A 24,452-nucleotide genomic window follows, 5' to 3' on the forward strand; every position below is an offset into this window, starting at 1 on the left:
CTCTCGCCTGCCAAGCCTCTCAAAAAGTGAGTTTGATAAAAATCCACTCTTGCTCACAGTTACGCATATGATAATGGTTATCATTTAGCAAAGAGGTGATGGAGTAGGCAAAGATGAGTAACAAGCTGGCAGTCACAGGGCTAAATGATCCTATCGCCCAAACACTTTTTATCCCGCTCTATATGAAGTCGTGCCAATCCAAACTGAAAGATGCCTTCTTCTCAGATCCTTGGGCCTGCGCGCTTATCGAACAATTTGATTATGACTTCTCAAGTTTTGACCAATCTGTATTGAGCTCAGTAGGGGTCGCCATCCGCGCGGGTTACTTTGACAGACTCACGGCGGCTATTATCGCTGCGGCGCACTCCTGTGTTGTAGTCAACCTCGGAGCCGGGCTCGATGCCCGCTTTCAGAGGATTCAAAAGCTGATGGGAAACACGATGGAAGACAAGGCCTGGTTTTACAACCTGGATCTGCCTGAAGTGATTGCCCTCAGAGAGCAGCTCCTTCCTTCGGACAGTTGTGAGACATGCATCAGTGCTTCTGTATTTGATAGCGATTGGATGGATGAACTCAATGCCCGTCATCAGGGCGCAACCTTTGTTTTTATTGCCGAAGGCCTGCTGATGTACTTCGACAATTGTCAGGTACAACAGTTGCTTCAAGAACTGGCCAACCGCTTTCCTGGTTGCCATATTCTATTCGACGGTATCAGTCGCTGGATGAGGGACAATTCAGATAACCACGACAGCGTAAAATATGCCGGTGCCGGTTTTAAGTTGGCGTTCGACTCGCCACGGGAGATTGAGCAATGGCATGGAAAGCTAAAGGTGATTTCAGTCGCGCATTACGCCGATTTCAAAGAGTGGAAACGAGTAGGTTTCTTCAATTATCTGCTGTCCAAATACATTCCCAAATACTTCCACTCCAGCTTTCTGGTGCATGCCTGTGTCGAGCAGCCATGAAAAACCAAGGCATTCCATTAACTACGCTTTCAAGTGACAAGAAGCATGGACAGGTGTAACCCTTTTTGAGTCACACCTGCCACCAAACTCAGCGCTGATCCTGAGCCCGGCGCTTCTTGAAGTCCGAATCTTCAAGCCATTTGGGCCAGTCATTGTTATTGGCCAACCGCGCCAGGATATCGCTTATCAAGGCCAAATCCTGCCGAACCCCATCCAGACTCCAGCTTGGGTCATAATCATCGGCTGCCTTATGATATTTGTGGGCAATATAATCCGGGTCTGTATCCCCCAAACTCATAAACAGCAAGCCGGGTACCCCTTCCTTGGCCAGAGCGAAATGGTCCGAGCGGAACATCAAGCCATTTTGCGGTCGGGGATCGGCCTTGACGCTGCGTCCCTGCCCTTTGGCGGCATCATTCAAATACTGCTCCAGCTCTGACACACCTTCACCATAACGCAGGATGTAATCCACGCCTTTGCCCATATTCATGCCGTCTATATTGAGAAATGCCACCAGCTGCTTGGTGGGAACCGGGGGATTTTCGGCTAAGTACTGGGCGCCAATGAGTCCGGTTTCCTCGGCAGTAAAGGCGCTGAACAGAATCGAGCGTTTCGGGGCATCAATGCCCTTTTGCTGTTTGAAGTGCTTTGCCAGTGCCAGAACACCGGCCACACCTGAGGCGTTATCCACAGCGCCGTTGAGCACCACTTCCTTGCCATCTTCAATGGTCTTTCCCAGGTGATCCCAGTGAGCGTGCATCACCAAGTATTCATTTTTGTGCTCGGTTCCAGGCAACAAGGCCGCCACATTGTGGGATTGCGCCAGTTCTATCTTGTTGTTCAAGGTCAGATTGGCCTTGAGTTTCAACGGCACCGCCTTGAAGCCTTTATTGACCGCCTGTTGCTTCAAGGTATCAAAGTCCAGACCCGCCTGGCTGAACAGCTTCTTGGCGCTATCATGCTGGATCCACCCCATCACGCCAACCGATGATGCGTTGTTATCTTTATCCACCAGGGTATACTTGGTATTGGTGTTGCTGTTACGCACCACCCCCCAACCGTAAGCGGCGGGCGCAGTTTCATGCACAATAAACACGGCTTCGGCGCCCTGACGGGCCGCTTCTTCATATTTATAGGTCCAGCGACCGTAATAGGTCATGGCATTGCCCTTGAATACCTGGGGATCCTGAGTGGCAAAGCCGGGATCATTGACCAGTACAATCAGGGTCTTACCACGAACATCCAGGCCTTCAAAGTCATTCCAGCCGTATTCCGGGGCATTGATACCGTAGCCGACAAATACCACCTCGCTGTCTTGCAGCTGCACCTTGGGCGTCACTCTTTGAGTGCGGGCGGTGAACTCCTCGCCATTGCTGAAACTCATTGAGCCCAGCTTTAACTGCATATTCTGATCTGCAGTGATCCTGGCCATGGGAACGGCTTGCAGATAACTGTTGCCAAACCCGGGCTCAAGCCCCATCTCCTTGAAGGCCTCGGTAAGGTAATCCAAGGTCAGCTGTTCACCGGCCGACAGAGGCGCACGGCCTCCAAACGCGTCACTGGCAAGGGTTTTCACATCCTGGCGATAGCTGGATTCATCCAGTTCAAAGGGGGCAGCCAACGCCAGAGCGGGCGTTAACAGTGTGGCCAACAGGCCACAGACAGAGGTAAATTTCACGACTTCATTCCTTGCTATTATCTATTTTGTTCAGCCATTGTAACAGCGGGGCAGCATTCGGCAATCGGCGCAACAAGGTGACATTCTGTGAGCCTTTGGATCCACAAGCGGCTTAATTTATGTCAAGCTGAATAGGTAATTGCATTGACAATGAGTTCCCCTATGGCCATGACTCTGCTTCAACAAGCCGCCCAATACCTGAAAAAAGCCTTGCCGTTGATGTTAAAACATCAGATACCGACAACGCCGGTCAACTATGCGCTCTGGTATGCCTATGTCAGCGAGCGCAACCCGGTACTCAATGCCAGCCTGGATGAAGCCGTCAGCCAGTACAACACCTGTCCGCCCTCAACGGCGGAACTCCTCTACCGTCATCATCTGGCCCCGGAAGATGAACTGGATGTCAGAGATATGCGCCAGAGTATGGAGGCGATAGCGACCGAGCTGTCTCAGTCACTCAAGGATACCAGCTGCGATGCCGACAGTTTTCGCGCCAAAATCGAGCGTAACTTTGGCCGTATCAGCCGCTTGGATCAGGACGCCATGGATCTTGAGCAAGTGATGGGCATGGTCCGAGCCCTGGTGAAAGACTCGGATGATATTCGCAGTAGCACGGATTATTTGAGCTCGCAACTGAGCAAGGCCCAGCAGGAGATAGACAGTCTGCGGCTACAGCTGCAAAACACCGAAAAAGACATATTGTTTGATGCCCTCACCGGCTGCCTTAACCGCCGTGCCTTCGATGCCGACTTCGATAGCTTGTTGAGTCAGTCGCCGAAGGGCTGCTGCCTTATTCTGGTGGATGTGGATCACTTCAAGCGTTTCAACGATGAATATGGGCATCTTTTGGGGGACCAGGTGCTCAAGGCGGTGGCCAAGCGTCTGCAGGATAGTTGCCGTGACGGCACCAAGTTGTATCGTTTCGGTGGTGAAGAGTTCGCTATTCTGGTGCCGACCAGTCAGCTGAGAGTAGCCCGCCAACTGGCCGAAGCCATGAGACGGGCACTGGAGAAGGTTAGCGTCAGAGACAGGCGCAAGGGCCAGCTCATCAGCAATATCAGCGCCTCCTTCGGGGTTGCCGAATGGCAGCAACTGGATACCCGCCAATCCCTTACCGAACGCGCCGACACCTTGCTCTATGAAGCCAAGCGTTTGGGCCGCAATCGGGTGATGCCGATATCAGGCTGAAACCGCCAGCGTTTGCAAGGCTTCTGCCTGCACCACAAACCTAAGCTCGGCGCCGCCGCTCAGGCTGTCGAAGGGATAACAGGTGATCAGCGTCAATAGCCGCTCATCACTGCCCATCAACCAACGTGTCTCAGATTCATGCACGACTGCGGTAGCCCGTATTCGATAAAAATGGATCTGGCCATCCATGCCCTGCAAGCGGATCTCCTGCCCCACCCTGGCCCCGGCCAGAATCGCGAAATGGGTATCCCGGTGACCGGCAATCACTGTATTGCCTGTCTCTCCGGCGCTGGCTCCCGAGAGCATCTGCGCCGGTCCAAAGGCCAGATTACGGCCACTGGCCCCGGCCAGCACATAGAGTGGCTCATGCTTGCCTATCCACAATTTGGCCGTGGGGTGGGTATCGGCCCAGGACCAGGGTTTGTGTGCCTGGCCGTCAGTCAGACTCTTGGCCCAGGCCTTTTCAATCAAAAACTGGGCGAACATGGCTTTGGCTTGCATATATCCTCCTTTAAACAGCATGGCCGAACCCGCCACGACCAGAACCACTATCACTATTGAGCAGATATCGCTAAAGCGCCCCCTATTGACCAAGGGCATAGCGCCTGCTGTCAGGGCCTGATGAGCCTGGCTCATCGCCCCGCCTCCTCACAAGCACGGCGGCCAAAGGCCCTGGGGAAAGCCGCCAGCATCAGCGCCGCCAGCAAACTTGCCAACCCCAGCAGCAACATCAGCCGGCTGTCGGTGGCGGTCTGCGGCAACTTACCCTGCCAGCCCTTGGGCGCATGACTGGCCACTTGCCCTTCCCGGGTCGTCGCGGCGTCCGGATTGACCGGGGTGACATCCACTGCAACCAGGCTGGTGTACGGACTGACCAAGTGGTACTTCAGCGACAGCGCTGTGACCTGGCGTTCAATGCGTTCACTGTTGGCAGCATCTTTGGCCAGCTCCAGCGCGGCTATCTGTTTTCCGGCCCAGATGAGATCCAGCCCTTTGGGCTCAGCCTTGGCATTGAGCGCCAGCTCCTGCTGCCAGAATTGGCCATCGATAAGACCGGATACGATAACTGCCTTGTGGGCATTGCTACGCTGTTTGATGCTCACCAATACCGGCTCACCCTGATAGAGATCCGGGATTTGTGCCGGCCAGTAATCCGGCACTGTGCCGTCAGGGTAGCGCAGTGACACATCTGTGATCCTGGGAGCAGAGATTTTTTCCAGCAAGGCAACCACCTTTTGCTCCACCTCCTGCATCTTGCCAATATAGGTAAAGCTGCCACGCCCCAGCTCGGCGGCGCGCTGCATAAAGTGGGAGTTGGGGGCACTGCCTATACCTACGGTAAACAGACGGTTGTCGCCGAGCCTGTCTTTAATCAGTTCAAACAGCGCCTGTTCATTGCCTACGGCGCCATCTGTCATGAAAATCACTTGCCTGAGCGCCTTACTCTCACCTTGCGAACCAATGTTATTTTGAGCGGCAAAATCATTGTTCAATGCCAGCTCAAGCGCCTTGGCCATCTCGGTACCACCGTTGGCTTCCAGGGCGCGAATAAACTGCTGCGCCCGACCTATATTGTGGGCCGTCGCCGGCAAAGAGTTGGCCGCCATGGTTTGCACTGCAGAGTTGAATTCAACAACATTGAAACTGTCCTCCGGTTTGAGACTGCTCAAGGCATACAGCAATGCCTGTTTGGCCTGAACAATTGCATCTCCCCCCATGGAGCCCGAAGTATCTATCACCAGAATAAGCTCCCTGGGCAAGGGCTTGGCCACCTCTTTGCTCTGTGGAGGCATCAACATCAATAGACTGTATTCATCCCTGGCAGCTTGGCCTTCGGCCTGCGCTAAAGAAGGTGCTGGGGTATGGGTCTGGCCTTGCTGGCTGAACAGCGCCGCTGCGGGCTTAACGCCCGGATCCGCTTGCCATTGCAACACAAAGTCGCTGTCGGCCTTGGTATTGTCTTGTTGCAACTGCACCCGAATACGGCCATCACTCAGGGTTTGTTGAGAAATAGCATGATAAGGGGATTCCAGCGACAGCAAGGGAAAACCGGCATCCAGGATAATATCCAAACTGAGGCGATTCTCCTGGCCACCGTTGTGCGCATGGGGGCTTTGCGCTTGGGAGCTTTTAAGATCAGAGCTTTCGCTATCTGTACCGGCAAACATCTTTTCAAGGCCCGCGGCTTCAATCACAGGACTCAGCAACCGCGCCGCCTCCTCCACACCCTTGAAGCTTTGCAGCATGCTTTGAGGCAGATAACGGGGCGTGTGGGTCATGGGAAAGCGCAGGCTAAACTGACCATTACGGTAATCCAATGCCTGCTGGTAGCTGAAGCTGACTTTAAGGGTTTCCCCCGGGGCCAAATTAGCCACCTGAGTGGTGAACAGGTTGGGCCGCTCCTGACTCAGTAAACTGGCGCGCTTGCCCTGAGCCTTGGCCTGCTCAAAAGTGCGCTTGGCCTCTTCCTTTGGTTGAATAACCCCCTCGATGATCCGCTCACCTATTCTCAGCTGCATGCTGTCCACCGCCGCCTCATTGGGCAGCGGGAACAGGTAACGGCCGTGGATCCACTCCTGGGTATCATTGGTGAATGACTGGGTGACGCTGACTCTGTTACTCCAGCCACTGATGCTCATGCTGACTTCGGTTGCCAGTGCCGGGGCCTGAGTGTCGCCAAAAGCGAGCACCCCGGCACCTGGCCATTGCGGATTATCAATCAGTTGAAGGGTACCTTCCTGAGCCTGGACACTTGCAGGCTCTTCGGCAAATTGGGGACCATTCTCGGCCCAGGCTTCAACCGAGCTCACCAGGTTAAACACCAGCAGTGCCAGCAGGGCAAAGCCTGAAAATTGCAGGGCGTTGACGGCCCTGCATAAATAAGTATCAGAATCGCTGTGACTGGCGGCGGGCATTCTCTGAAACTGCTCGTTTTCCTGCCGAGGGATATCCATATTCATTTTGTCGCTCCCTCTCAATTACCGCTTTGTTGATTGGCTGCCAGAGCAGCTCCCTGAGTCTGCAATTTCAGCGTGACCCGACGGTCAAAGAAGTCACTCTCGCGGCTCTGTTTGGCACTGAGGGGAGAACTGGCACCCAAAGCCTGGGTTTGCAAACGCTCTTCGGCAACGCCTTGGCTAACCAAATAGCTTTTCACCGCCTCAACTCGCTGTTCAGACAGCGTCTGGTTGTAATCAGAATTACCACGGCGATCGGCGTAACCGGTCAGATCCAACATCAGCTCAGGCGACAGGCTCATGGCATAGGCCAAATCGTCCAGCTGGCGGGCAAAGTGGGGTTCGATTTCGGCGGTGCCGGTACGAAACTGCACATTCATACCCACTATCAACTCTTCGAGCTGGGTAGCCCGGTCGCGGGAAAGCGCATTAAGACGGCTCTGGGCATCGGCGTATTGCAACGATAACTCCTTCAGTGCTCGCTGCTTCTCACTGAGACTCGCCAGTTGTTCGGTTTGCTCGGCCAGCTGTTGCTGCTGACTCTTGAGCTGCTCGTCATCGCCCACAGACTTACCCACTATGCCGCCGGTGAAGGCACCGATAACGGCCCCCACAGGTCCCCCAACCACGGCGCCCAGCAGTGCGCCTGTGCCAAAGCCAACCAACTCTTCGTTGTGGTCTCTCTCCTGAGTCGGTAAGTTTGGCTGGCTGTCGGCGTGCGCCAGAGAAGAAGTCAGCAACAGTGATGCCATGATCAGGGAGGCTATGGGGGTCTTTTTCATCATCTCGATTCCTTTTGTCTTGTAGAGCTTGCTGCCCAGTTGGCAGCGTTCCTCGTCGTTGAGATGATTAAACCCCATTGAAATGGCAAGTCTGGGGAGCAAAAATGGCACTTTGGCTATCAATTGTGGCAACAAAATGGCAATTGGAAGCGATCGCTTTTTTCACGGCTAAAATCCTGTATAGTCACGGCTATTCACGGCTCGGCAGGAACAAGAGGCAGATGAAACGCATTGCCATAGTGGAAGATGAAGCTGCAATAAGAGAAAACTACAAAGATGTGCTGCAATCACAGGGTTACTCTGTGCAGACTTACGCCAACCGCCCCGAGGCCATGCAGGCCTTCAACACCCGCTTACCGGATCTGGCCATTATTGACATAGGTCTGGAGCATGAAATCGATGGTGGCTTTACCTTGTGCCAGTCGCTGCGGGCGATGTCGGGCACCCTGCCGATTATTTTTCTCACCGCCAGAGACAGCGACTTCGATACGGTTTGTGGCCTGCGTCTGGGTGCCGATGATTACCTGAGCAAAGATGTCAGTTTTCCCCATTTGCTGGCGCGGTTGGCGGCGCTGTTTCGCCGCTGCGAACTCGCCGGCAGCAGCGCTCCGGCCGACACCCTGATGGAGCGCGGCGCCCTCACCATAGATGCCAACCGAATTCAGGTATACTGGCAACAGCAGCCGATTGAATTGACAGTGACCGAATTCTGGATGGTGTACGCCCTGGCCAAACATCCCGGCCATGTGCGCAGCCGCACCGAATTGATGCAGGAAGCCAAGATTTATGTCGATGACAGCACCATTACCTCCCATGTAAAGCGGATCAGGCGCAAGTTTATCGCCGCCGATCCGGCCTTTGACTGCATTGATACCGTCTATGGCATGGGTTATCGCTGGGATCCCGAATCTTGAAGTTTCCCTCCTATCACCCGCCAATAGGCCTCAGAACCAAGACTCTGGTACTGTCGCTGTTTTTGCTGTGCCTGCCCTGGCTTGGCTATCAGTATGTGTGGGAGATGGAGAAATATCTGCGTCACGGCCAGGAGAAAACCCTGGAAGGAACCACTCAGGCCCTGGCTACGGCGCTACATGAAAGACCCAGGCTGTTCGACAGCCAGGCCAGTTTCCTCAATCAAGTGGAAAAGGGCCGCGATCTCTACGCCTATCCGCTCAACGGCCCCATTCAGCTGGATGGCCGCCTCAATGATTGGGAGGCCTACCGCCATCGCGCCATGACCTATGGCGAAGAGCATACCCTGATGCGCTTGAGTGACAGCCAGTCAACGCTGAGCTTTACCCATATGGTAGGTAAATATGGCGGCTACCTTTACGGCTTTTTCGAGGTAACGGATCCAAAGGTAATTTACCGCGGCCGCAACAGCCTGAGTGTGGATCGCAACGACTATCTGGCTATCGCCACCCTGGCCCCGGATGGCCGTTTTCGCCGCTACACCATAGCCAACAAGCACGATGGCTGGCTCAGCGCCTTCGAGTTGCCTGAAAATCCGGCGCTCAGCGCCCCGGTGACACCAGAGGTCCGCATTCAGGGCCAGTGGTTGAAAACCGATAAGGGTTACAATATTGAACTCAGAATGCCGCTGGAGATGGTGGGCAGTAAACTCAGTTTTGCCATTCATGATGTCAACGACAAAAAGAGCCGCAGGCTGGAAGCCATAGTTGGTACCTCGGCCACTGACCGCGCCGACAAGCTGGGGACGGTTCTGGTACCATCACCGGAAATTGAAAGTATTATCAAAGGTATGGGGCATAACAGCTCGCGGATATGGGTGGTGGATGTCCATGGCCGGGTGCTGGCCAAGTCGGGCGATATTCGCGCCGATTCCAGTGTCTGGACCCGCTCGGTCGAGGAGGAGCGGCAACCGGAAAGCTTCTTTGGCAAACTGGAACACGACTATCTACACCCCATCTACTACACAGTGCTGACCAAGCCGCCTATGGATTTTATCGACTCACTGCAGGACTCGACTGAACTCGGCGGTAGCCATATTCGCCGGGCGCTGAATGGCCAGATGGCCTCCACCTGGCGCCTGACACCGGATAACAAGGCGGTGGTGTTGGCGGCGGCCAGCCCCATCTGGATTGACGATAAGGTGATGGGCGCCGTGGTTGCCGAGGAAACCACCCATGGTATCCGTACCCTGCGTAACCGGGCACTGGAGAAGCTGTTCAATGTGATCCTGACCGTGATGGCCATGGGAACCCTGGCACTGTTTGTGTTTGCCTCCGGGATCTCCAGCCGCATTCGCAAACTCAGGGATCAGGCCGAGCGCGCCATCGACAGCCAGGGGCGGGTTCGCGACACCATTCCACCTTCAAAAGTGCGCGATGAAATTGGCGATCTGTCGCGCAGTTTTGCCAATATCGTCAACCGATTGGGGCAATATACCCACTATCTGGAAAACATGTCCTCGCGGCTATCCCACGAATTGAGAACCCCGGTGGCCGTGGTACGCAGCTCATTGGAGCACTTGAGTCTGCAGCAACTGGACAAGGACACGGCCAAGTACGTCGACCGCGCCCAGGAAGGGGTCAATCGCTTGTGGCTGATCCTCGCCAACATGAGCGAAGCCACCCGGCTCGAGGAGTCCCTGTCCCAGGCCGAGATAGATGAATTCCCACTGACCAAGGTTGTGGCAGGCTGCGTCGCCGGGTATCAGATGACTTACAAGGAACAAGGTTTCGTGCTGGTGTTGCCGGATGAACCTTTGACCATGCGTGGCGTGCCTGAATATGTCGCCCAGCTGATGGATAAGCTGGTCACCAACGCCATTGAGTTCAGCAAAGCCGATACCGATATCCGCATCAGCCTCAAGGTGCAGGGCAAACAGGCCCTGCTCAGGGTGGAAAACCAAGGGCCACTGTTGCCGGAAAACATGACCGAGCAGATCTTCGAGTCCATGGTCTCAGTGCGGCCACAAACGATGCAGTCCAAACCTCATCTGGGACTGGGACTTTATATCGCCAGGCTTATCACCGCCTTCCATGGCGGCCATATCAGTGCCAGCAACCTGAGCGACGGCTCAGGTGTCGAAATTCGGGTCAGCCTGCCGCTGCTTTAAGCCGCGGACAACTTGAACAAGTCTCAAGCCCGCCGCACTGGCAATGACAAGATTCAATGTTAATATGCCTCAAAGGGGCGCTCGCCCCGCAATCACAGACAAGAGTTGCATCCATGAAGAAAGCCACCAAGCTGGTCTCGCTCGGCCGGGACAAAAAGTGGAGCAAGGGAGTGATCAATCCTCCCGTGTTTCGAGCATCAACCGTCGTATTTGACAGCATGGAACAGATGCGCCACGCCACGGCCAATCGCGCCAAAGGGGAGATGTTCTATGGCCGCCGCGGCACCCCGACTCACTTTGCCTTTCAGGCGGCCATTGCCGAACTCGAAGGTGGTGTTGGCACTGCGCTCTACCCTTCAGGCTCTGCGGCCATCAGTGGCGCCCTGCTGTCTTTTCTGAAGGCCGGTGATCACTTGCTGATGGTAGACAGTGTCTACGAGCCCACCCGGGATCTGTGCGACAAGCTGCTCAAGGGGCTGGGGATTGAAACCAGTTACTATGACCCCTTGATTGGCACCGGTATCCGCGAGCTTATCCGCCCCAATACCAAAGTGCTGTTTCTGGAATCTCCCGGCTCCATCACCATGGAAGTCCAGGATGTGCCGACCCTGTGCCGCATCGCGCATGAGCATCAATTGGTCACCATGCTGGACAACACCTGGGCCTCCCCCATCAATTGTCGCCCGTTTGAGATGGGCGTCGATATCTCGATTCAGGCCGCTACCAAGTACATAGTGGGTCACTCGGATGTGATGCTGGGTACGGCGACCGCCAATGAAGCACACTGGGATACCCTGAGGGAGAACAGCTATCTCATGGGCCAATGCACCTCTGCAGACGATATCTTTCTGGCGGCCAGGGGCCTGAGAACCCTGGGGGTGAGAATGGCGCAACATGAAAAAAATGCCCTCAAAGTGGCCAATTTCCTGGCGCAGCGCCCGGAAGTGGATCACCTGCGCCACCCAGCGTTTGCCAGTTGCCCGGGGCACGAGTTTTTCCTGCGTGACTTCAGCGCCGCCAACGGCTTATTTTCCTTCGTGCTGAAAGAGGGTAACCGCCAGGCGATGACCGCCTTCGTCGAAGGGATGGAGCACTTCAAGATGGGATTTTCATGGGGTGGCTTCGAGAGCCTTATTCTGGCGATATCCGGTATAGAGAAATTGCGCACGGCAACCCAGTGGGAAAGCAGCAAGCCCCTGGTGAGACTGCATATAGGTTTGGAAGATCCGGACGATTTGATTGCCGACCTCGAGCGAGCCTTCGAGCGTTATCACACCGCAATGCAGGCTTAATCAGCAAAAAGCCCGCTTGAATGCGGGCTTTTTAAGCTTATCGCTGTTAGCGTCAGTCAAAGTCCAGCTCATCTGCCGACACTCCTACGCCCAATTCACGGGATAAGGCCATCTGCTCACGAATATCCTCTATTCGCCTGCGTGCAGCGCTTATCCGTATGTCTTTTTTACTGACCCGGTTATTGGATGTCAGTGTTCCCTCTTGGGCCGCTTCGCTCTTGCCTCTACTCACAGATTGATTAAATGACATGTTCTTCCCTTAACTTCACGCCGGTTCTCTCCAGCTGTCTCAAGAGCGCTTCCTGCTCACTTGGGGCAAAGCCGGTAACCCGGAGTTAAAAACGACACATCCGGTATTAAACACACCGGCAACCCTCACATCATGCCTTATTAAAGAGCCCGTTCCTATCGGAAAGTTCCCTTATTTTAATTCCGTTCAGCAAAAACTCAGGCGTATAAAAAACAAACAAGTGCAAACGCTCAATTAATTAACGCACGACACACCTTATAAATGCATAGAAACATTTGCTTACTATTATCGGTGATACAAATTTGTTTAAATAAAAACATATATTTAACAATGTGTTTTAAAGAGCAATAAGAGCAAAAATAACATATTGATTTTAAATAGATTAACTCTTCATCCTTAGTTGTTTTATAAATGTTAATTTTAAATTAATTTTAAATTAATAAATATAGACAAGTGTTGCCAAATCTAGGTTTAAATTGAATCATATCTTTGTCATTGAAACATTTAACAAACAAAATAAAAACATTGCCACGCAAGGCAATTTACAATAATAATCAAGGAGAGAGATATGACATCCATATCTACAACAGCCAAGGCCGTTCGCTTCGGTCTTCTGGCTGCTGCAACCAGTATTGCTTGTACAGGTTTCAGTTATGCTGAAGATAAGCCTGAAACATTTGAACGTATTGAAGTCACAGGTTCAAAAATCAAGCGTATAGGGGAGATAGCACCAACACCCGTCACAGTGATCACAGGCGATGGCCTTATCGAAGCAGGTGTTACCAACGTAGCAGATCTGCTGCATAAGATGCCTAACACTCTGGTTGGTCTGTCACCGGAAACCACCAACAACACTGTTTTTGCCAGTGGTCTAAATAACACTGACCTGAGAGGACTGGGCTCCGACCGTACTCTGGTGCTGGTTAACGGCCGGCGCTTTGTAGCCGGCTCGCCAAGCTCAGGCGCCGTGGATTTAAACAACATCCCAACCGCCATGGTTGAGCGTATTGAAATTACTACAGGTGGCGCTTCTGCAGTTTATGGCTCTGATGCCATTGCCGGGGTGGTCAACATAGTGACCAAAACCAGTTTTGATGGCTTGGCTATCGATGCTTCTACCACCCGTCCTACCGAAGATGGTGGTGAAGAGGAATACGCCTCGCTGACTTTCGGCTCTGACTTGGGTAAAGCCAACTTTGTGACCAACATCAGTTGGTCACGTCAGGGGCAGATTTCATACATGGACAGAGAGTTCCTGCGTGAAGCGCCGATTGTGGTTCGCAATCAGAATGCCAATGGCCCGAATGATCCGCAGGCAGTAATGTGGGGCTATGGTCAACAGGTACTGGCTTCATACAGCAAGACAGGAACTTTTGTCTCCAACGGCACCCGTTATACCTTCAGCGATGACGGTCAAATTCGGCCAATGGATCTGGGTCAACCACTGCCGCCGCTGACCAGCGGCCGGGTGGACTATCTCGGTGGTGAAGGCTACAACTTTGCCGAGAACTCTTTCATCAAGACACCACTGGACAGGATCAATTTCTTTACTGTGATGAACTATGACATCAATGATGATCATAAATTTACCATGGAGGCCAACTACACCAAGTCTGAAGCCTATGGTGAAAGTTCACCTGCATTCCTCAACTTCCGTCTGTACGATGACAATGCCCTGCTCTCACCCGAAGCGGCGGCTTTGGTGACGGCCGGCGAATCCACTGCTGGCGCCGGGGTAAACGTAGGCTATCTGGCATCTGATTTCGGCAACCGTAAATACAGTCAGGACAGAACCACAGCGCGTTTGGCACTGGGTGTTGAAGGTGCGCTGTCCGATACCTGGTCCTATGACGTTTACGCCACTGTTGGCCATGTTCAAGCCGACACCGAATGGTATGGCGAAATGTTCGAGCAGCGCTTCTATGACGCTGTCGATGTGATTAAAGATACCGACGGTAATCTGGTATGTCGTGACGAATACGCCCGAGCCAATGGCTGTAAGCCTCTGAACGTATTCGGCCGCGGCCAATATGATGAAGCCGCCTACAACTGGGTCAGCACAGATGCCATTCGCCGCTCATCGATAGATCAATACGTCGCCGGTGCCTCTGTCAGCGGCGATCTGTTTGAACTGCCAGCCGGCTTTATCGCAGCGGCATTCAGCGTTGAATACCGTAAGGAAACGGCTGAAACCCTACCGGATCCGGCAATGCGTGAAGGTTTGCTGTTCAACAACCAGTCTCAACCACTTTATGGTGAGTTTGATGTGACCGAGGCATCAGCCGAATTGTCCATCCCGCTGCTGCAGGATGTGATGTTGGTGCAGGATCTGACGCTGGAAACCGCGTTCCGTTATATGGACTACTCCTCCTCCGGCTCTGATACTGCCTGGAAAGTGGGTATCAACTGGGCGCTGAATGATGATCTGCGCATCCGTGCCAACCGTTCCAAGTCTGTACGGGCACCTAACATTGCCGAACTGTACACCCCATCCAGCCAAACCTTCCGCACGATCAACGATTATTGTGCTGCCAGCTTCAGGAACAGGATCAACCCTGATTACCTGGACAATGTGTTGGCCAACTGTGCGGCTCAAGGGATCCCGACCGACTTTGAACCATCCCAGGACTGGTACGGTTCAACTCGTCCAGGCTTTATTGTGGGTAACCAGGACCTGAAAAACGAAGTTGCAGACGACATCACTCTGGGCTTTGTGTACACCCCGTCTTACCTGGAAAACTTCAGCCTGACGGTGGATTACTGGAAGTTTGACATGGAGAATGTGATCAACAGCTTCAGCGGTGCTGAAGTGGTCAAGTACTGCTATCAGTCCAGTACCATAGATAATGACTTCTGTCCTTTGCTGGAACGTGATCCCGATACCCATGAGATAGTGAACTACTATGAGAAGCCGGTTAACTCGGCATCCAGTATCACTTCAGGTTTCGATATTGAAGCCAACTATCGCCTTGAAACCAGCTTCGGTGACTGGGGCTTCCGCCTGTTCAGTACCTATCTGGAAGAGCGTTCATTCAACTCTACCGGATTCGCCGATGATGAAGTCAAGGAAGTGGGTGAGCAGGAGCGTCCGCGCTGGCGTCACCGCTTCACCACAGACTACACCTACAATGACTTCTCTGCCGTGCTGACAGCCAACTATCGCAGCGGAACCGTGCTGGACAACGAATGGTCACCCAATCAAAACAACTATAACGACATCCCGTCTTATACCACTTTTGATTTGACCAGCCGTTACAACATCACTGATGCATTGCAGGTTCGCGCCGGCATACTCAACATGTTTGACCGCACCCCACCTCGCCAGCCAGGCGTATATAACCAAGGTGCTTACTACGACATGCTGGGTCAGCGCATCACCCTGGGTGTGAATTACAAGTTCTAATCCAGTAGCAACCCCAAAAAAGCCTCGATCTCGAGGCTTTTCTTTTTATATCTTGACCTATCAGTTTACCGCCTGGGGCCTTGGCTCATAGGCATCGGTTCCCCACAGCGGCACAGTGGACAGGGCGTGCTTGTGGCTGCCGTTGGTTTCTTTGGTGGAATAGGACAGATACAGGAGTGTCTGGTGTTCGCTGTCATAGATACGTCTCACCTTGAGGCTCTTGAACAAGATGCTCAAGGACTCGGTAAACACTATCTCGCCCTTCTTCCCCAGTTCGATACTGGCCAGTTGCGCCTTGGTTATCGGTCCTGTCTGGCGACAGCTGATACTCATATCCGATGGGTCGGCAAAATCCAGATTGGCCTCTATGCGGCTGATATGACAGGTAACACCGGGCAGTTTGGGATCTGTCTTGGCATCTATGATCACATCTTTGGTGGTAAATACGCCCAGGCTGACCTTGCCCACATCATCGCCGCACCCGGCGAGCAAGCCTGTTGCCGCAGTCACGACTAAGGTGGCCAAGAGTGGCGTTTTTTTCAGTGCCATGAAGAGTCCTCTTTCAATTAAAGTGCAATTTAACGGTACAGGCGCTCGGCCCAGCGGGTCAAGCCGGCCACCACTGAGCCGAAGTGATCGCCACTGACTAAAACCACATCCGGGAAACGCGCGCGGATCTGCTCGGTAATATACGGGCTCTTGGCGCTACCACCTGTGAGATAAATGACATCCGGCTGACATCCCCCTTCCGCCAAAGCCTGGGTGATAAGCTTGTGCACCGTTTCGAGCGATTCATCGATGGCGGCGACAAAGGTGGCGGCATCGACATTCACAGTCAAGGGCTGCGGTTTGGGCGCTTCGACAAAACCTATATCCATAGCGGCTTGCTTACTGTCGCTCAGGGCGATTTTAAGCTGCTCGGCACTGCGCACCAAACTATAACCCAGCTGATCTTTTTGCACCTTCAATAAGCGCGCAAGTTTCGCCTGCTCTTTGGCATCCCGCTGCAGCTCTTCAATCAACTTGCGACTACTCAAGGCAGAAAACTCCCGCTGGGCACTGACATCGTTGACGGCGACCGCGTTCCAGAAGGGTTGCCTTGGCATAGGCTTGCCTGTGATCAGCGCACTGCCGAGCCCCAAGTGCGGCATAAAACCAGCCATCGCCAGAGCGATATCCAGATCGTTGCCCCCTACCCTTTGACCACTGTGGCCCAGGCAGTCGTCACTGCGATCTTTCTTGTCTTTAAGCTCAGGCCCCATGCGCACAAAGGAGCAGTCGCTGGTACCGCCGCCAATATCCACCACCAGCACCCGCTGCTCCCGGGTGAGTGTCGACTCAAACTCAAGGGCAGCCGCCATAGGCTCATACAGAAAAGCCACATCGGTGAACCCGGCGCGCTGGGCCCCCAGAGTCAAAATGGCCTCGGCTTGCTTGTTGCTCTGCTCGCCACCAATGCCCTGAAAGTTAACCGGCCGCCCGATCACCACCTGGGAAATCGCCTGTTTCAGGCTCTGCTGCGCCCGGGTATGAATTTCCTGCATCATCAGGGTGACGATATCTTCAAACAGCGCCATCTGATTGCTGAGCAGGCCCGAAGCGCCGAGGAAGGACTTGGGCGAGCGAACATAGAAGCCCTCTTCCGGCATTTCCATATAGGTTTCAATCGCCTGATTGCCGATGAATACCGCTTGCTCGTTGGCAAGCAAATCCAGCTCCAGGCGCGCCGTTCGGGCGCGACTCAGCTCGGCGGCGCGTTTGGGTTTGAAATCAGCCTGGGCCGCCAAAGGCAAGCGCTGCAGCACAGATTCGGAAATGAGTTCCCGCTCCATGGCATAAATGGTCGACGGCATATAGTTGCCATCCTCGGCCAGAGGCAAGAGCCGGGTCTGGCCCCCATCCATCACACCAATGGCGCAGTTGGCACTGCCATAGTCAAAACCTGCAAACATTCCGTCCTCCTGCTTTCGCTGGCTCGAAGTGGCCCGGGCGCCGCTTTTTGCTTTGAAGACAAAGCCTCAGCGCCCCTCTCCTGGCCAGGAAACCGGCCGAGAAAAAAGAGCGCAACATAGCATAAGCCGGGCAGAAAGCCCAATCGCCAATATCGCTCTCTTTGACCAAAGTGGGGGCATTGTCATTCTTTCGACATAAATTCGCCCTACCTTTAAGGAATGCTTCTTGCCTTCTGGCAAAGGACAAAGGGCTAAGGCCATTTGCTGCAAACCGCGCCTTGTATCCAGGTCTATAAGCCAACGCAGAGCACACATGGTACTTGTTCGCACCTTCTTTAGCGCCGGCGCAACCGCAAATTCAAACCTGAGCCGGCCCGAAATAGCGTAAAACCAAGAAACTGCGCCCCGCCTTTATTCTCTGATTACAAGCGGATATCGGAGTGTTATTGTATATCTGCCGGGCTTTCTCTATGTCCGGCGTCTGCTCACGAGGAGTCTTTGCCGTGTCACCGTCCGTCGAAAAATTTTCTCTGGATAAGGAGCTTTCCTGGCTGTCTTTCAATGAAAGAGTCTTGCAGGAAGCAGCCGACCCTCTGGTTCCTCTGGTGGAACGGGTTCGCTTTCTGGGCATATTTTCCAACAATATGGATGAGTTCTTCCGGGTCAGAGTTGCTGCGGTGCGCCGCTCGATACTGTTATCCAGCCTGCAGGAAGGTCGCAACTCCAGCCGCCATTTGATGGCCAAGATCCAGACCAAGGTATTGATACTGCAAGAGCGTTTCGACGCCATTTACGGCGAGTTAATGCGGGAACTGGCAAGACACAGCATCTTTCTCATCAATGAGAAACAGTTGAGTGATTTTCATAGCCAGTGGCTGAAGAAACACTTCAAGGATCAGCTCAAGCGTCACATCACGCCGCTTATCCTCAGCAACCGCTCCGAGCTGTTCAAACAACTCAACGATGACACCACCTATCTGGCAGTGTGCCTCTACAGCCGGGAAAAGCGTCAGTACGCCCTGGTGGAAGTACCCACCAAGAATGTGCCGCGTTTCATCCAACTGCCGGCAGAAACCTCAAAACGCCGCAAGCATTTGATTTTGCTAGATAACATAATAAGGCACTGTGTCGATGAGCTATTCGCCCCCTTCTTCGAATATGAAGAGATTGAAGTCTTCTCCATGAAGCTGACCCGCGACGCCGACTTCGATCTCACCGATGAGCTGGAACAGAGCCAACTGGAAAAGCTCACCAAGGGCCTGAAAAAGCGCCTCACCGCCGAGCCGGTACGTCTGGTGTATGACAAAGAGATGCCGGAGCATATGCTGAGTATGCTTACGGCGCAGCTGAATATCTCCAATACCGAGTGCCTGATCCCCGGCGGCCGTTACCACAGCTTCAAGGACTTTATCGGCTTTCCCAATCCGGGACGCAAATACCTGGAAAACGACAAGCTTCCGGCACTGGACTCGGCCGGATTCAGTGTCTGTGCCAACAAGTTTGACGCCATTCGCCGCGGCGACATCATGCTTTATTACCCCTATCACAAGTTTTCCCACTTTACCGAGCTGGTGCGCCAGGCGGCCTATGATCCTGCCGTCAAGTTCATCAAAATCAGCCTCTATCGGGTGGCGAGAAAGTCCCATATCATCCAGTCGCTGATAGATGCAGTGAAAAACGGCAAACAGGTCACCACTGTGATTGAACTCAGGGCCCGTTTCGATGAGCAGGCCAATATCGAGTGGAGCCGGGTGCTCGCCGAGGCCGGTGTCAAGGTGCACCATGGGATCCCAAGCTTGAAGGTCCATGCCAAGATGTGCCTTATCGGCCGCGAGGAAGCCGGTGCAATGCGCCTCTATGGCCATATTGGCTCGGGCAACTTCAACGAGGGAACGGCCAGGGTGTACACCGACCTTTCGCTGTTTACCGCCAATCAGGAAATTGCCGCCGAAATAGAGCAGGTATTTGAGTTGATTGAGCACCCTTACAGACGGGATAACTTCCAGCATCTGATAGTTTCCCCCTATGATGCGCGCCAGAAGCTGACCGGCCTTATCGAGCAGGAGATCATCAATGCCCAAAGCGGCATCAAGGCCGCCATCACCCTCAAGCTCAATAATCTGGTGGATGAGGCGATGATCCAAAAGCTGTATGAAGCTTCCAGCGCCGGCGTCAAAATCCGTCTGCTTATTCGCGGCATGTGCGCGCTTATTCCCGATATTCCCGGGATCAGCAACAATATTGAGGTCTTCAGCATAGTGGACAGATTCCTCGAGCACTCGCGGGTGATGCTGTTCCACTCAGGCGGTGAAAACAAACTCTTTCTCTGCTCCGCCGACTGGATGGGGCGTAATATCGATAACCGTATTGAAGTCAGCACCCCGGTATATGATCCTGGCTTGAAGCAGATGATCCTCGATACCCTGGCGCTGCAATTTACCGACAACATCAAGGCGCGGGTGATCAACAAAGATCAATCCAACCCCTACCGTAAGCGGGGCAACAAGCGTAAGGTAAGATCCCAGATAGCCATACATCAGTATCTGGGCAACTACGAAAAACAGCGGCAACTGGATCTGGCCAAGCCCCAGGAACCGACGCAATAGCAAAATGAGGACCACCTTGACTGCAACACCCAAGCATTTTGTCGCTGTGGATATGGGCTCCAACAGCTTTCATCTGGTGATAGCCCGCGAGCAGGATGGCAGCATTCAGATCCTGCATAAAGAGAAACGTCTGGTACAGTTGGCCGAGGGGCTGGATCTGGACAACAGGCTGGATAATGACGCCATAGCGCGCGGTCTCGCCTGCCTCAAGGATTTCAACCTCAGGTTTTCCACTCTGGATCAAGCCAGAGTCAGACTGGTGGCCACCCACACTCTGAGAGTCGCCCGTAACCGTGAGGCCTTTATCGAGGCTGCCAGGGCCATTATGCCCTACCCGGTCGAAGTGGTCTCCGGCCATGAAGAGGCGCGCCTTATCTACAAGGGCATAGCCCACAGCCAGGAGTTGGCAGAGCGCAACCTCATCATAGATATCGGCGGAGGGTCAACAGAGGTGGTGCTTGGCCACAAGACTCAGGCGCAGATACTCTCCAGCCTGCGCTGTGGCTGTGTCAGTTATAACCAGAAATACTTTGTCGACGGCAAGCTGACGCTGGAGAACTTTCGCGCCGCCCAGGCAGCGGCCGATAAACAGTTTGCCTCACTGGCCAAGGAATATTTCAGTGGCCAGTGGGATCTCACTCTCGGCAGCTCTGGCAGTGTCAAGGCCATCTGCGAAGCGATGCAGCACTTCTTCAACGATGAAACCATCACTCTGCCCAGGCTCAAGCAGTTGAAACAGCAGTTGCTGGACTGGGGGCATGTGGATCAGATTGAACTGCCGCAGGTGGACAGCAAACGTGCACCTTTGCTACCGGCGGGGCTGGCTATCCTGATCAGCTTCTTCAAGAGGCTGCCGGTCACCGAGTTGCAGTTTGCGCAAGGGGCTCTGCGCGAAGGCGTACTATACGAACTTGCCGGGATCAGCCAATTCGGTGATGTCAGCGGCCGCACTGTCGAGAGCATGGCCAAACTCTATCATGTGGACTTGAACCATGCCGCCAAGGTGGCCACTTCCGCCAAACAACTGTTTGATGCCGTTGCCGACGGTTGGCAACTCGAGCCCTGGCGCTCCCTGCTGGAACATGCGGTGAAACTGCATGAGATAGGGATCCATATCAATTCCCGCGCTCACCACAAACACGGCGCCTACATCATAGCCAATAGCGATCTGCCCGGTTTCAGCCAAGAGCAGCAACAGCTGCTGGCACTACTGATTGGCAACCAGCGCAAGAAACCCAACCTGGAGGCGCTGGCACAACTGGAGCCCGCTCAGAAATTACGCCTAATCCGTTTAATGGCGCTGCTGCGGCTCGCCGTGTTGCTGAATCTCGGCCGTATCGCCCGCAGCTTGAAAATCACCCGGGTAAAACCCACGGCAACAGGGATGCAGATAAGCCTGCCCGAGCCGCGTCAACGCATCAACCTGTTTGCCAAAGACCTGCAGCGGGAGCAAAAGCAGCTCGCCCAGTTGGGTTTTGAGCTGCAGATAAGTTATGCCGACAACTGACGTCCTGTGACTAGGCCCTTGTTATATCGGTAACTGGGGTTAATCAGTGGCTGTGATGTCAGTGGCTGTGATGCCCGCCTTCAAGCTGCTGACCATCTGCCGAGTAGAAGCCTGAGCTGCCATGTTGAATAAAGCCCTGGGTGATCATCTTGGCAATAAAAGGGTCTGACTCACTGTCGCCCACATCGGCAAAGTCGAGCTCCTGGAAACCTGAGGTAAGCCGCTTGAAACTCTCCTGGCTCACAGGCGTCAGTTTGCTGAGCCGATAAACAATACGCTGCTCACCTTGAGTGATAGTCATCTCGGCCGGCAGTTCCAGCTCGCTTATCCAGCTCAGTTGCAAAGACTGCGGCTCGGTGGCACTTTTGTTCGCGTGACTATGGTTTTCTTCATGACCCTTGCTATTAAAGGAATAGCTCTGACGGGTGAAGCAGCTATCCTGCAGGCTTTGGCCCTTTTCAAATTGACTCAAGGCAGCAGGCGATATCAGGTGGAACTGCCTATCGAGATCGGTGTGAATATTCAGCGCCAAGAGATCGCCGCGGCGATAGCTGATAGAGCGTTTCTCCTGGGGGAAATAACGCACATACTCGCCATTTTTATGCCAAGCCTCATAGCTGACAGGGCTGCGCTGATAGATGATGGTATCGTCAAAGCGCGTCAGGGTCAGTTGCTGCTGCCTGGCCTGCTCACCGCTGCCAACAGTGATCTGATAGCTGGCTTGAAAACGACCGGGGTTGGCGGCACAAACATTAGCATTATCGCCAATTGAGCCGCCCGCTTTGACATGGGCGTGCTCTTGGCTGCCAGGCTGGTTGCTGACAGACAAAGTATTGGCCATGGCAAACTGCCCCAGCGAAGCTGTGATCCCCAGAGCGAGTGACAGCGTGAGTGACAATGTGATTGATAATGTGATTGACAACGTGAGTGGGCGACCAAGAACGCGAGGGGCTGTGCAATGAGCTGTGCAAAGAGCTATACGAGGAGCGATATGAAGCGCTACGCGGGAAAAAAGGGGGAACGCTGGCTTGAATGTTACGCGAGACATAATAAACCTACTGATATTACTCTAAAACCAAAGAAGCAGCCTGACACCCTGCCTGAAACTAGGGGCAGGCAGGGGCATCAGGCTGCGAAACGCTAAACCTTATTGCGCCGCGGCGGCCTCGGCCTTATTGACCAAATCACCGGCAAAGTTCATCACATGGAAGATGTGGTTCTGCTCAACCGTACCCTGAACCAGGCTGGCACCCGGGCCGCGAGCGAAGATGGCCACATCTTCACCGGCATGGGTTTCACTTTCCAGCGGCACCAATGCCTCCTGATGGAACCCCACACTCTGGGTGTCTATGTAATTCAGATCCACCCGACCAGGCTCGGCGGCATAGTTGTAACGCTCATCGCCACCGGTCGCCAGCGAGCCAAAGCCCAGGCCATTGGCATAACCAACCGTGGTATAAGGCATGCCGTTGGCATCGGTAGAGTTGGTGACCGACGGCTGACCGTTGGCATCGTTACTCTTCACCAGGCCCAGGATAGGATTACCTCGGGTCGGATAGCCGGCGATGGTGAACACATGGCTGTGGTCGGCGGTAACCATCAGCAAGGTGTCATTGGCCGAAGTCTTCTCCATGGCGACACGTACCGCCTCAGACAAGGCTATGGTGTCGTGCAGGGCACGGGCCGCATTACCGGCATGGTGAGCATGGTCGATACGACCGGCTTCAACTATCAGGACAAAGCCTTTGTCGTTCTTTTTCAGAATATCGATACTCTTGGCCGTCATCTCTGCCAGAGAAGGCTCGCCGGTAACACCGGTCTCGACTCTGTCGTAGTCATATTCCATATGAGAGGAGTTAAACAGCCCCAGCGCATGCTCTGTGCTGCCGGTATCCATCGCCAGGAAGCTGTCACGGTCGGTAACGTAACTGGCGTTGGGGTACTGGGACAGCCACTCGGCGGTCAGATCGCGACCATCGTTACGCTTACCCGCTTTGCCTTCAGGATCGATAGTAGTGTTGGGAATAAACGCGCGGCGACCACCGCCCATAACCACATTGATCCCTTTGCCGTTATTGAAGTCCAGCATCTGGGCGGCAATGTCTTTACAGCCGTTGCTGACGGCTTCGGCCGGCAAGTTGCTGTCCGCTTCCCAGTCGCGATCCGGCACATGGGCATAAGTGGCCGCCGGGGTAGCGTGAGTGATACGTGCAGTTGAAACCACACCGGTAGCCATACCCGCCATGGCGGCCAGCTCCAGCGAAGTCACCAGGTTTTGACCGCTGGCGGAGGAACAAACACCGCGCTCGACACCTTCAGCCTGTGAGATCACGCCAACGTCCGTCTTCACCCCGGTGACCATGGCCGTCATGGTGCCGGCCGAATCCGGGGTTTGACCATCAACGTTATATGTCTTGGCCAGGCCAAGATAAGGCAGAGTCTCAAAGGAGAGTGAGTTTTCCTCTCCGGTTTGCCCCTTGAGTTGACCATCGAGGATCCGCGCCGCCGTCACAGTTGAAACGCCCATGCCATCGCCGACAAACAAGATGATGTTTTTCGCCGCCCCCGCCTGGGTGTTATTACTCATATTGGATGCCTTGGTGACGCGGTTTTGACCATCGACATACCATTGATTAACGGCGGTCCAGTCTTTTCCGTCACTGCCGTTGCTTCCATCCGTACCCGGGGTACCTGCGGTGCCGTCCTTGCCGTTGTCACCGTCACTTCCACAGGCCGCCAAACCGAGAATCGCGGCCAAAGACAGTACCAGTAATTTCTTATTCATTTCCT

The 24,452-nt window shown here is 54.0% G+C and carries 17 protein-coding genes; 8 read left to right on the plus strand and 9 right to left on the minus strand.

The features are described from left to right. Window positions 1–113 precede the first annotated feature (113 nt). Window positions 114–965, plus strand: a complete 852-nt coding sequence (locus tag HCX89_RS00315; protein ID WP_167714685.1) for a class I SAM-dependent methyltransferase — start codon at window positions 114–116, stop codon at window positions 963–965. Between the two features lie 88 nt (window positions 966–1,053). Here HCX89_RS00315 and HCX89_RS00320 read toward each other — a convergent pair whose 3' ends face one another. After that, entirely contained in the window at window positions 1,054–2,643 is a 1,590-nt protein-coding gene (locus tag HCX89_RS00320; RefSeq protein WP_167714687.1) for a M28 family metallopeptidase, read from the minus strand. Window positions 2,644–2,805: 162 nt separating this feature from the next. Between HCX89_RS00320 and HCX89_RS00325 the strand changes: the two genes are divergently transcribed. Then, entirely contained in the window at window positions 2,806–3,831 is a 1,026-nt protein-coding gene (locus tag HCX89_RS00325; RefSeq protein ID WP_144225636.1) for a GGDEF domain-containing protein, read from the plus strand. Here HCX89_RS00325 and HCX89_RS00330 read toward each other — a convergent pair. The 3 genes from HCX89_RS00330 to pdsO are packed head-to-tail and all read right to left on the minus strand — an operon-like array spanning window position 3,823 to window position 7,573. Further along, window positions 3,823–4,431, minus strand: a complete 609-nt coding sequence (locus tag HCX89_RS00330; RefSeq protein WP_144224857.1) for a class GN sortase — start codon at window positions 4,429–4,431, stop codon at window positions 3,823–3,825. The two genes, HCX89_RS00325 and HCX89_RS00330, sit on opposite strands and share 9 nt — an antisense overlap. Window positions 4,432–4,463: 32 nt before the next feature. Then, on the minus strand, window positions 4,464–6,791 hold the full coding sequence (locus tag HCX89_RS00335) for a marine proteobacterial sortase target protein (protein ID WP_167714690.1): 2,328 nt from the start codon (window positions 6,789–6,791) through the stop codon (window positions 4,464–4,466). A 14-nt stretch (window positions 6,792–6,805) separates the two neighbouring features. Then, the gene (pdsO, locus tag HCX89_RS00340) at window positions 6,806–7,573 is read right to left on the minus strand and encodes a sortase-associated OmpA-like protein PdsO (RefSeq protein ID WP_101094910.1); all 768 of its coding nucleotides are present in this window, start codon (window positions 7,571–7,573) and stop codon (window positions 6,806–6,808) included. 218 nt (window positions 7,574–7,791) lie between these two features. Between pdsO and pdsR the strand changes: the two genes are divergently transcribed. The 3 genes from pdsR (at window position 7,792) to HCX89_RS00355 (ending at window position 11,944) form a co-directional block, all read left to right on the plus strand. Next, window positions 7,792–8,484 (plus strand): proteobacterial dedicated sortase system response regulator, encoded by a 693-nt coding sequence (gene pdsR / locus HCX89_RS00345; RefSeq protein WP_025009526.1) that lies wholly within the window; start codon window positions 7,792–7,794, stop codon window positions 8,482–8,484. Further along, complete coding sequence (pdsS, locus tag HCX89_RS00350; protein ID WP_025009525.1) at window positions 8,481–10,652, plus strand: proteobacterial dedicated sortase system histidine kinase; 2,172 nt, start codon at window positions 8,481–8,483, stop codon at window positions 10,650–10,652. The genes pdsR and pdsS overlap by 4 nt, the downstream gene beginning before the upstream one ends. A 113-nt stretch (window positions 10,653–10,765) precedes the next feature. Beyond that, a complete protein-coding gene (locus tag HCX89_RS00355) occupies window positions 10,766–11,944 on the plus strand; it encodes a cystathionine beta-lyase (protein WP_044734353.1) in 1,179 nt (392 codons plus the stop codon). Between the two features lie 52 nt (window positions 11,945–11,996). On the opposite strand, the gene HCX89_RS00360 is transcribed toward HCX89_RS00355, so the two are convergent. Next, on the minus strand, window positions 11,997–12,194 hold the full coding sequence (locus HCX89_RS00360) for a PA3496 family putative envelope integrity protein (protein ID WP_025009524.1): 198 nt from the start codon (window positions 12,192–12,194) through the stop codon (window positions 11,997–11,999). 568 nt (window positions 12,195–12,762) lie between these two features. Between HCX89_RS00360 and HCX89_RS00365 the strand changes: the two genes are divergently transcribed. Next, window positions 12,763–15,597 (plus strand): TonB-dependent siderophore receptor, encoded by a 2,835-nt coding sequence (locus HCX89_RS00365; RefSeq protein WP_107004715.1) that lies wholly within the window; start codon window positions 12,763–12,765, stop codon window positions 15,595–15,597. 60 nt (window positions 15,598–15,657) lie between these two features. Here HCX89_RS00365 and HCX89_RS00370 read toward each other — a convergent pair whose 3' ends face one another. Beyond that, window positions 15,658–16,146: a CreA family protein gene (locus HCX89_RS00370; RefSeq protein WP_051541651.1), complete on the minus strand. Its 489-nt coding sequence runs from the start codon at window positions 16,144–16,146 to the stop codon at window positions 15,658–15,660. 29 nt (window positions 16,147–16,175) lie between these two features. Continuing rightward, window positions 16,176–17,549 carry a molecular chaperone gene (gene yegD / locus HCX89_RS00375; RefSeq protein WP_167714691.1) on the minus strand — a complete coding sequence of 458 codons (1,374 nt, stop codon included), beginning with the start codon at window positions 17,547–17,549 and terminating at the stop codon, window positions 16,176–16,178. A gap of 503 nt (window positions 17,550–18,052) precedes the next feature. Between yegD and ppk1 the strand changes: the two genes are divergently transcribed. Both ppk1 and HCX89_RS00385 read left to right on the plus strand, forming a co-directional pair. Continuing rightward, complete coding sequence (gene ppk1 / locus HCX89_RS00380) at window positions 18,053–20,155, plus strand: polyphosphate kinase 1 (protein ID WP_044734349.1); 2,103 nt, start codon at window positions 18,053–18,055, stop codon at window positions 20,153–20,155. Window positions 20,156–20,207: 52 nt separating this feature from the next. After that, entirely contained in the window at window positions 20,208–21,662 is a 1,455-nt protein-coding gene (locus HCX89_RS00385; RefSeq protein ID WP_254428342.1) for a Ppx/GppA phosphatase family protein, read from the plus strand. Between the two features lie 58 nt (window positions 21,663–21,720). Here HCX89_RS00385 and HCX89_RS00390 read toward each other — a convergent pair whose 3' ends face one another. Then, on the minus strand, window positions 21,721–22,560 hold the full coding sequence (locus HCX89_RS00390; protein ID WP_174839988.1) for a hypothetical protein: 840 nt from the start codon (window positions 22,558–22,560) through the stop codon (window positions 21,721–21,723). A 249-nt stretch (window positions 22,561–22,809) separates the two neighbouring features. Beyond that, window positions 22,810–24,447 (minus strand): alkaline phosphatase, encoded by a 1,638-nt coding sequence (locus HCX89_RS00395; RefSeq protein ID WP_025888382.1) that lies wholly within the window; start codon window positions 24,445–24,447, stop codon window positions 22,810–22,812. Window positions 24,448–24,452: the final 5 nt, after the last annotated feature.

Origin of the sequence: Shewanella sp. Iso12 (genome assembly GCF_012030025.1) — a bacterium.
In the GTDB taxonomy this organism is placed as follows: Bacteria; Pseudomonadota; Gammaproteobacteria; order Enterobacterales; family Shewanellaceae; genus Shewanella; species Shewanella algae.

Excerpts from the sequence above, each read along its gene's own strand:
- HCX89_RS00315 (WP_167714685.1), top strand. The coding sequence starts at position 114 with ATGAGTAACAAGCTGGCAGTCACAGGGCTAAATGATCCTATCGCCCAA.
- HCX89_RS00325 (WP_144225636.1), top strand. The coding sequence starts at position 2,806 with ATGGCCATGACTCTGCTTCAACAAGCCGCCCAATACCTGAAAAAAGCC.
- HCX89_RS00330 (WP_144224857.1), bottom strand. The coding sequence starts at position 4,431 with ATGCCCTTGGTCAATAGGGGGCGCTTTAGCGATATCTGCTCAATAGTG.
- HCX89_RS00335 (WP_167714690.1), bottom strand. The coding sequence starts at position 6,791 with ATGAATATGGATATCCCTCGGCAGGAAAACGAGCAGTTTCAGAGAATG.
- pdsO (WP_101094910.1), bottom strand. The coding sequence starts at position 7,573 with ATGATGAAAAAGACCCCCATAGCCTCCCTGATCATGGCATCACTGTTG.
- pdsR (WP_025009526.1), top strand. The coding sequence starts at position 7,792 with ATGAAACGCATTGCCATAGTGGAAGATGAAGCTGCAATAAGAGAAAAC.
- HCX89_RS00355 (WP_044734353.1), top strand. The coding sequence starts at position 10,766 with ATGAAGAAAGCCACCAAGCTGGTCTCGCTCGGCCGGGACAAAAAGTGG.
- HCX89_RS00360 (WP_025009524.1), bottom strand. The coding sequence starts at position 12,194 with ATGTCATTTAATCAATCTGTGAGTAGAGGCAAGAGCGAAGCGGCCCAA.
- HCX89_RS00365 (WP_107004715.1), top strand. The coding sequence starts at position 12,763 with ATGACATCCATATCTACAACAGCCAAGGCCGTTCGCTTCGGTCTTCTG.
- HCX89_RS00370 (WP_051541651.1), bottom strand. The coding sequence starts at position 16,146 with ATGGCACTGAAAAAAACGCCACTCTTGGCCACCTTAGTCGTGACTGCG.
- yegD (WP_167714691.1), bottom strand. The coding sequence starts at position 17,549 with ATGTTTGCAGGTTTTGACTATGGCAGTGCCAACTGCGCCATTGGTGTG.
- HCX89_RS00385 (WP_254428342.1), top strand. The coding sequence starts at position 20,208 with ATGGGCTCCAACAGCTTTCATCTGGTGATAGCCCGCGAGCAGGATGGC.
- HCX89_RS00395 (WP_025888382.1), bottom strand. The coding sequence starts at position 24,447 with ATGAATAAGAAATTACTGGTACTGTCTTTGGCCGCGATTCTCGGTTTG.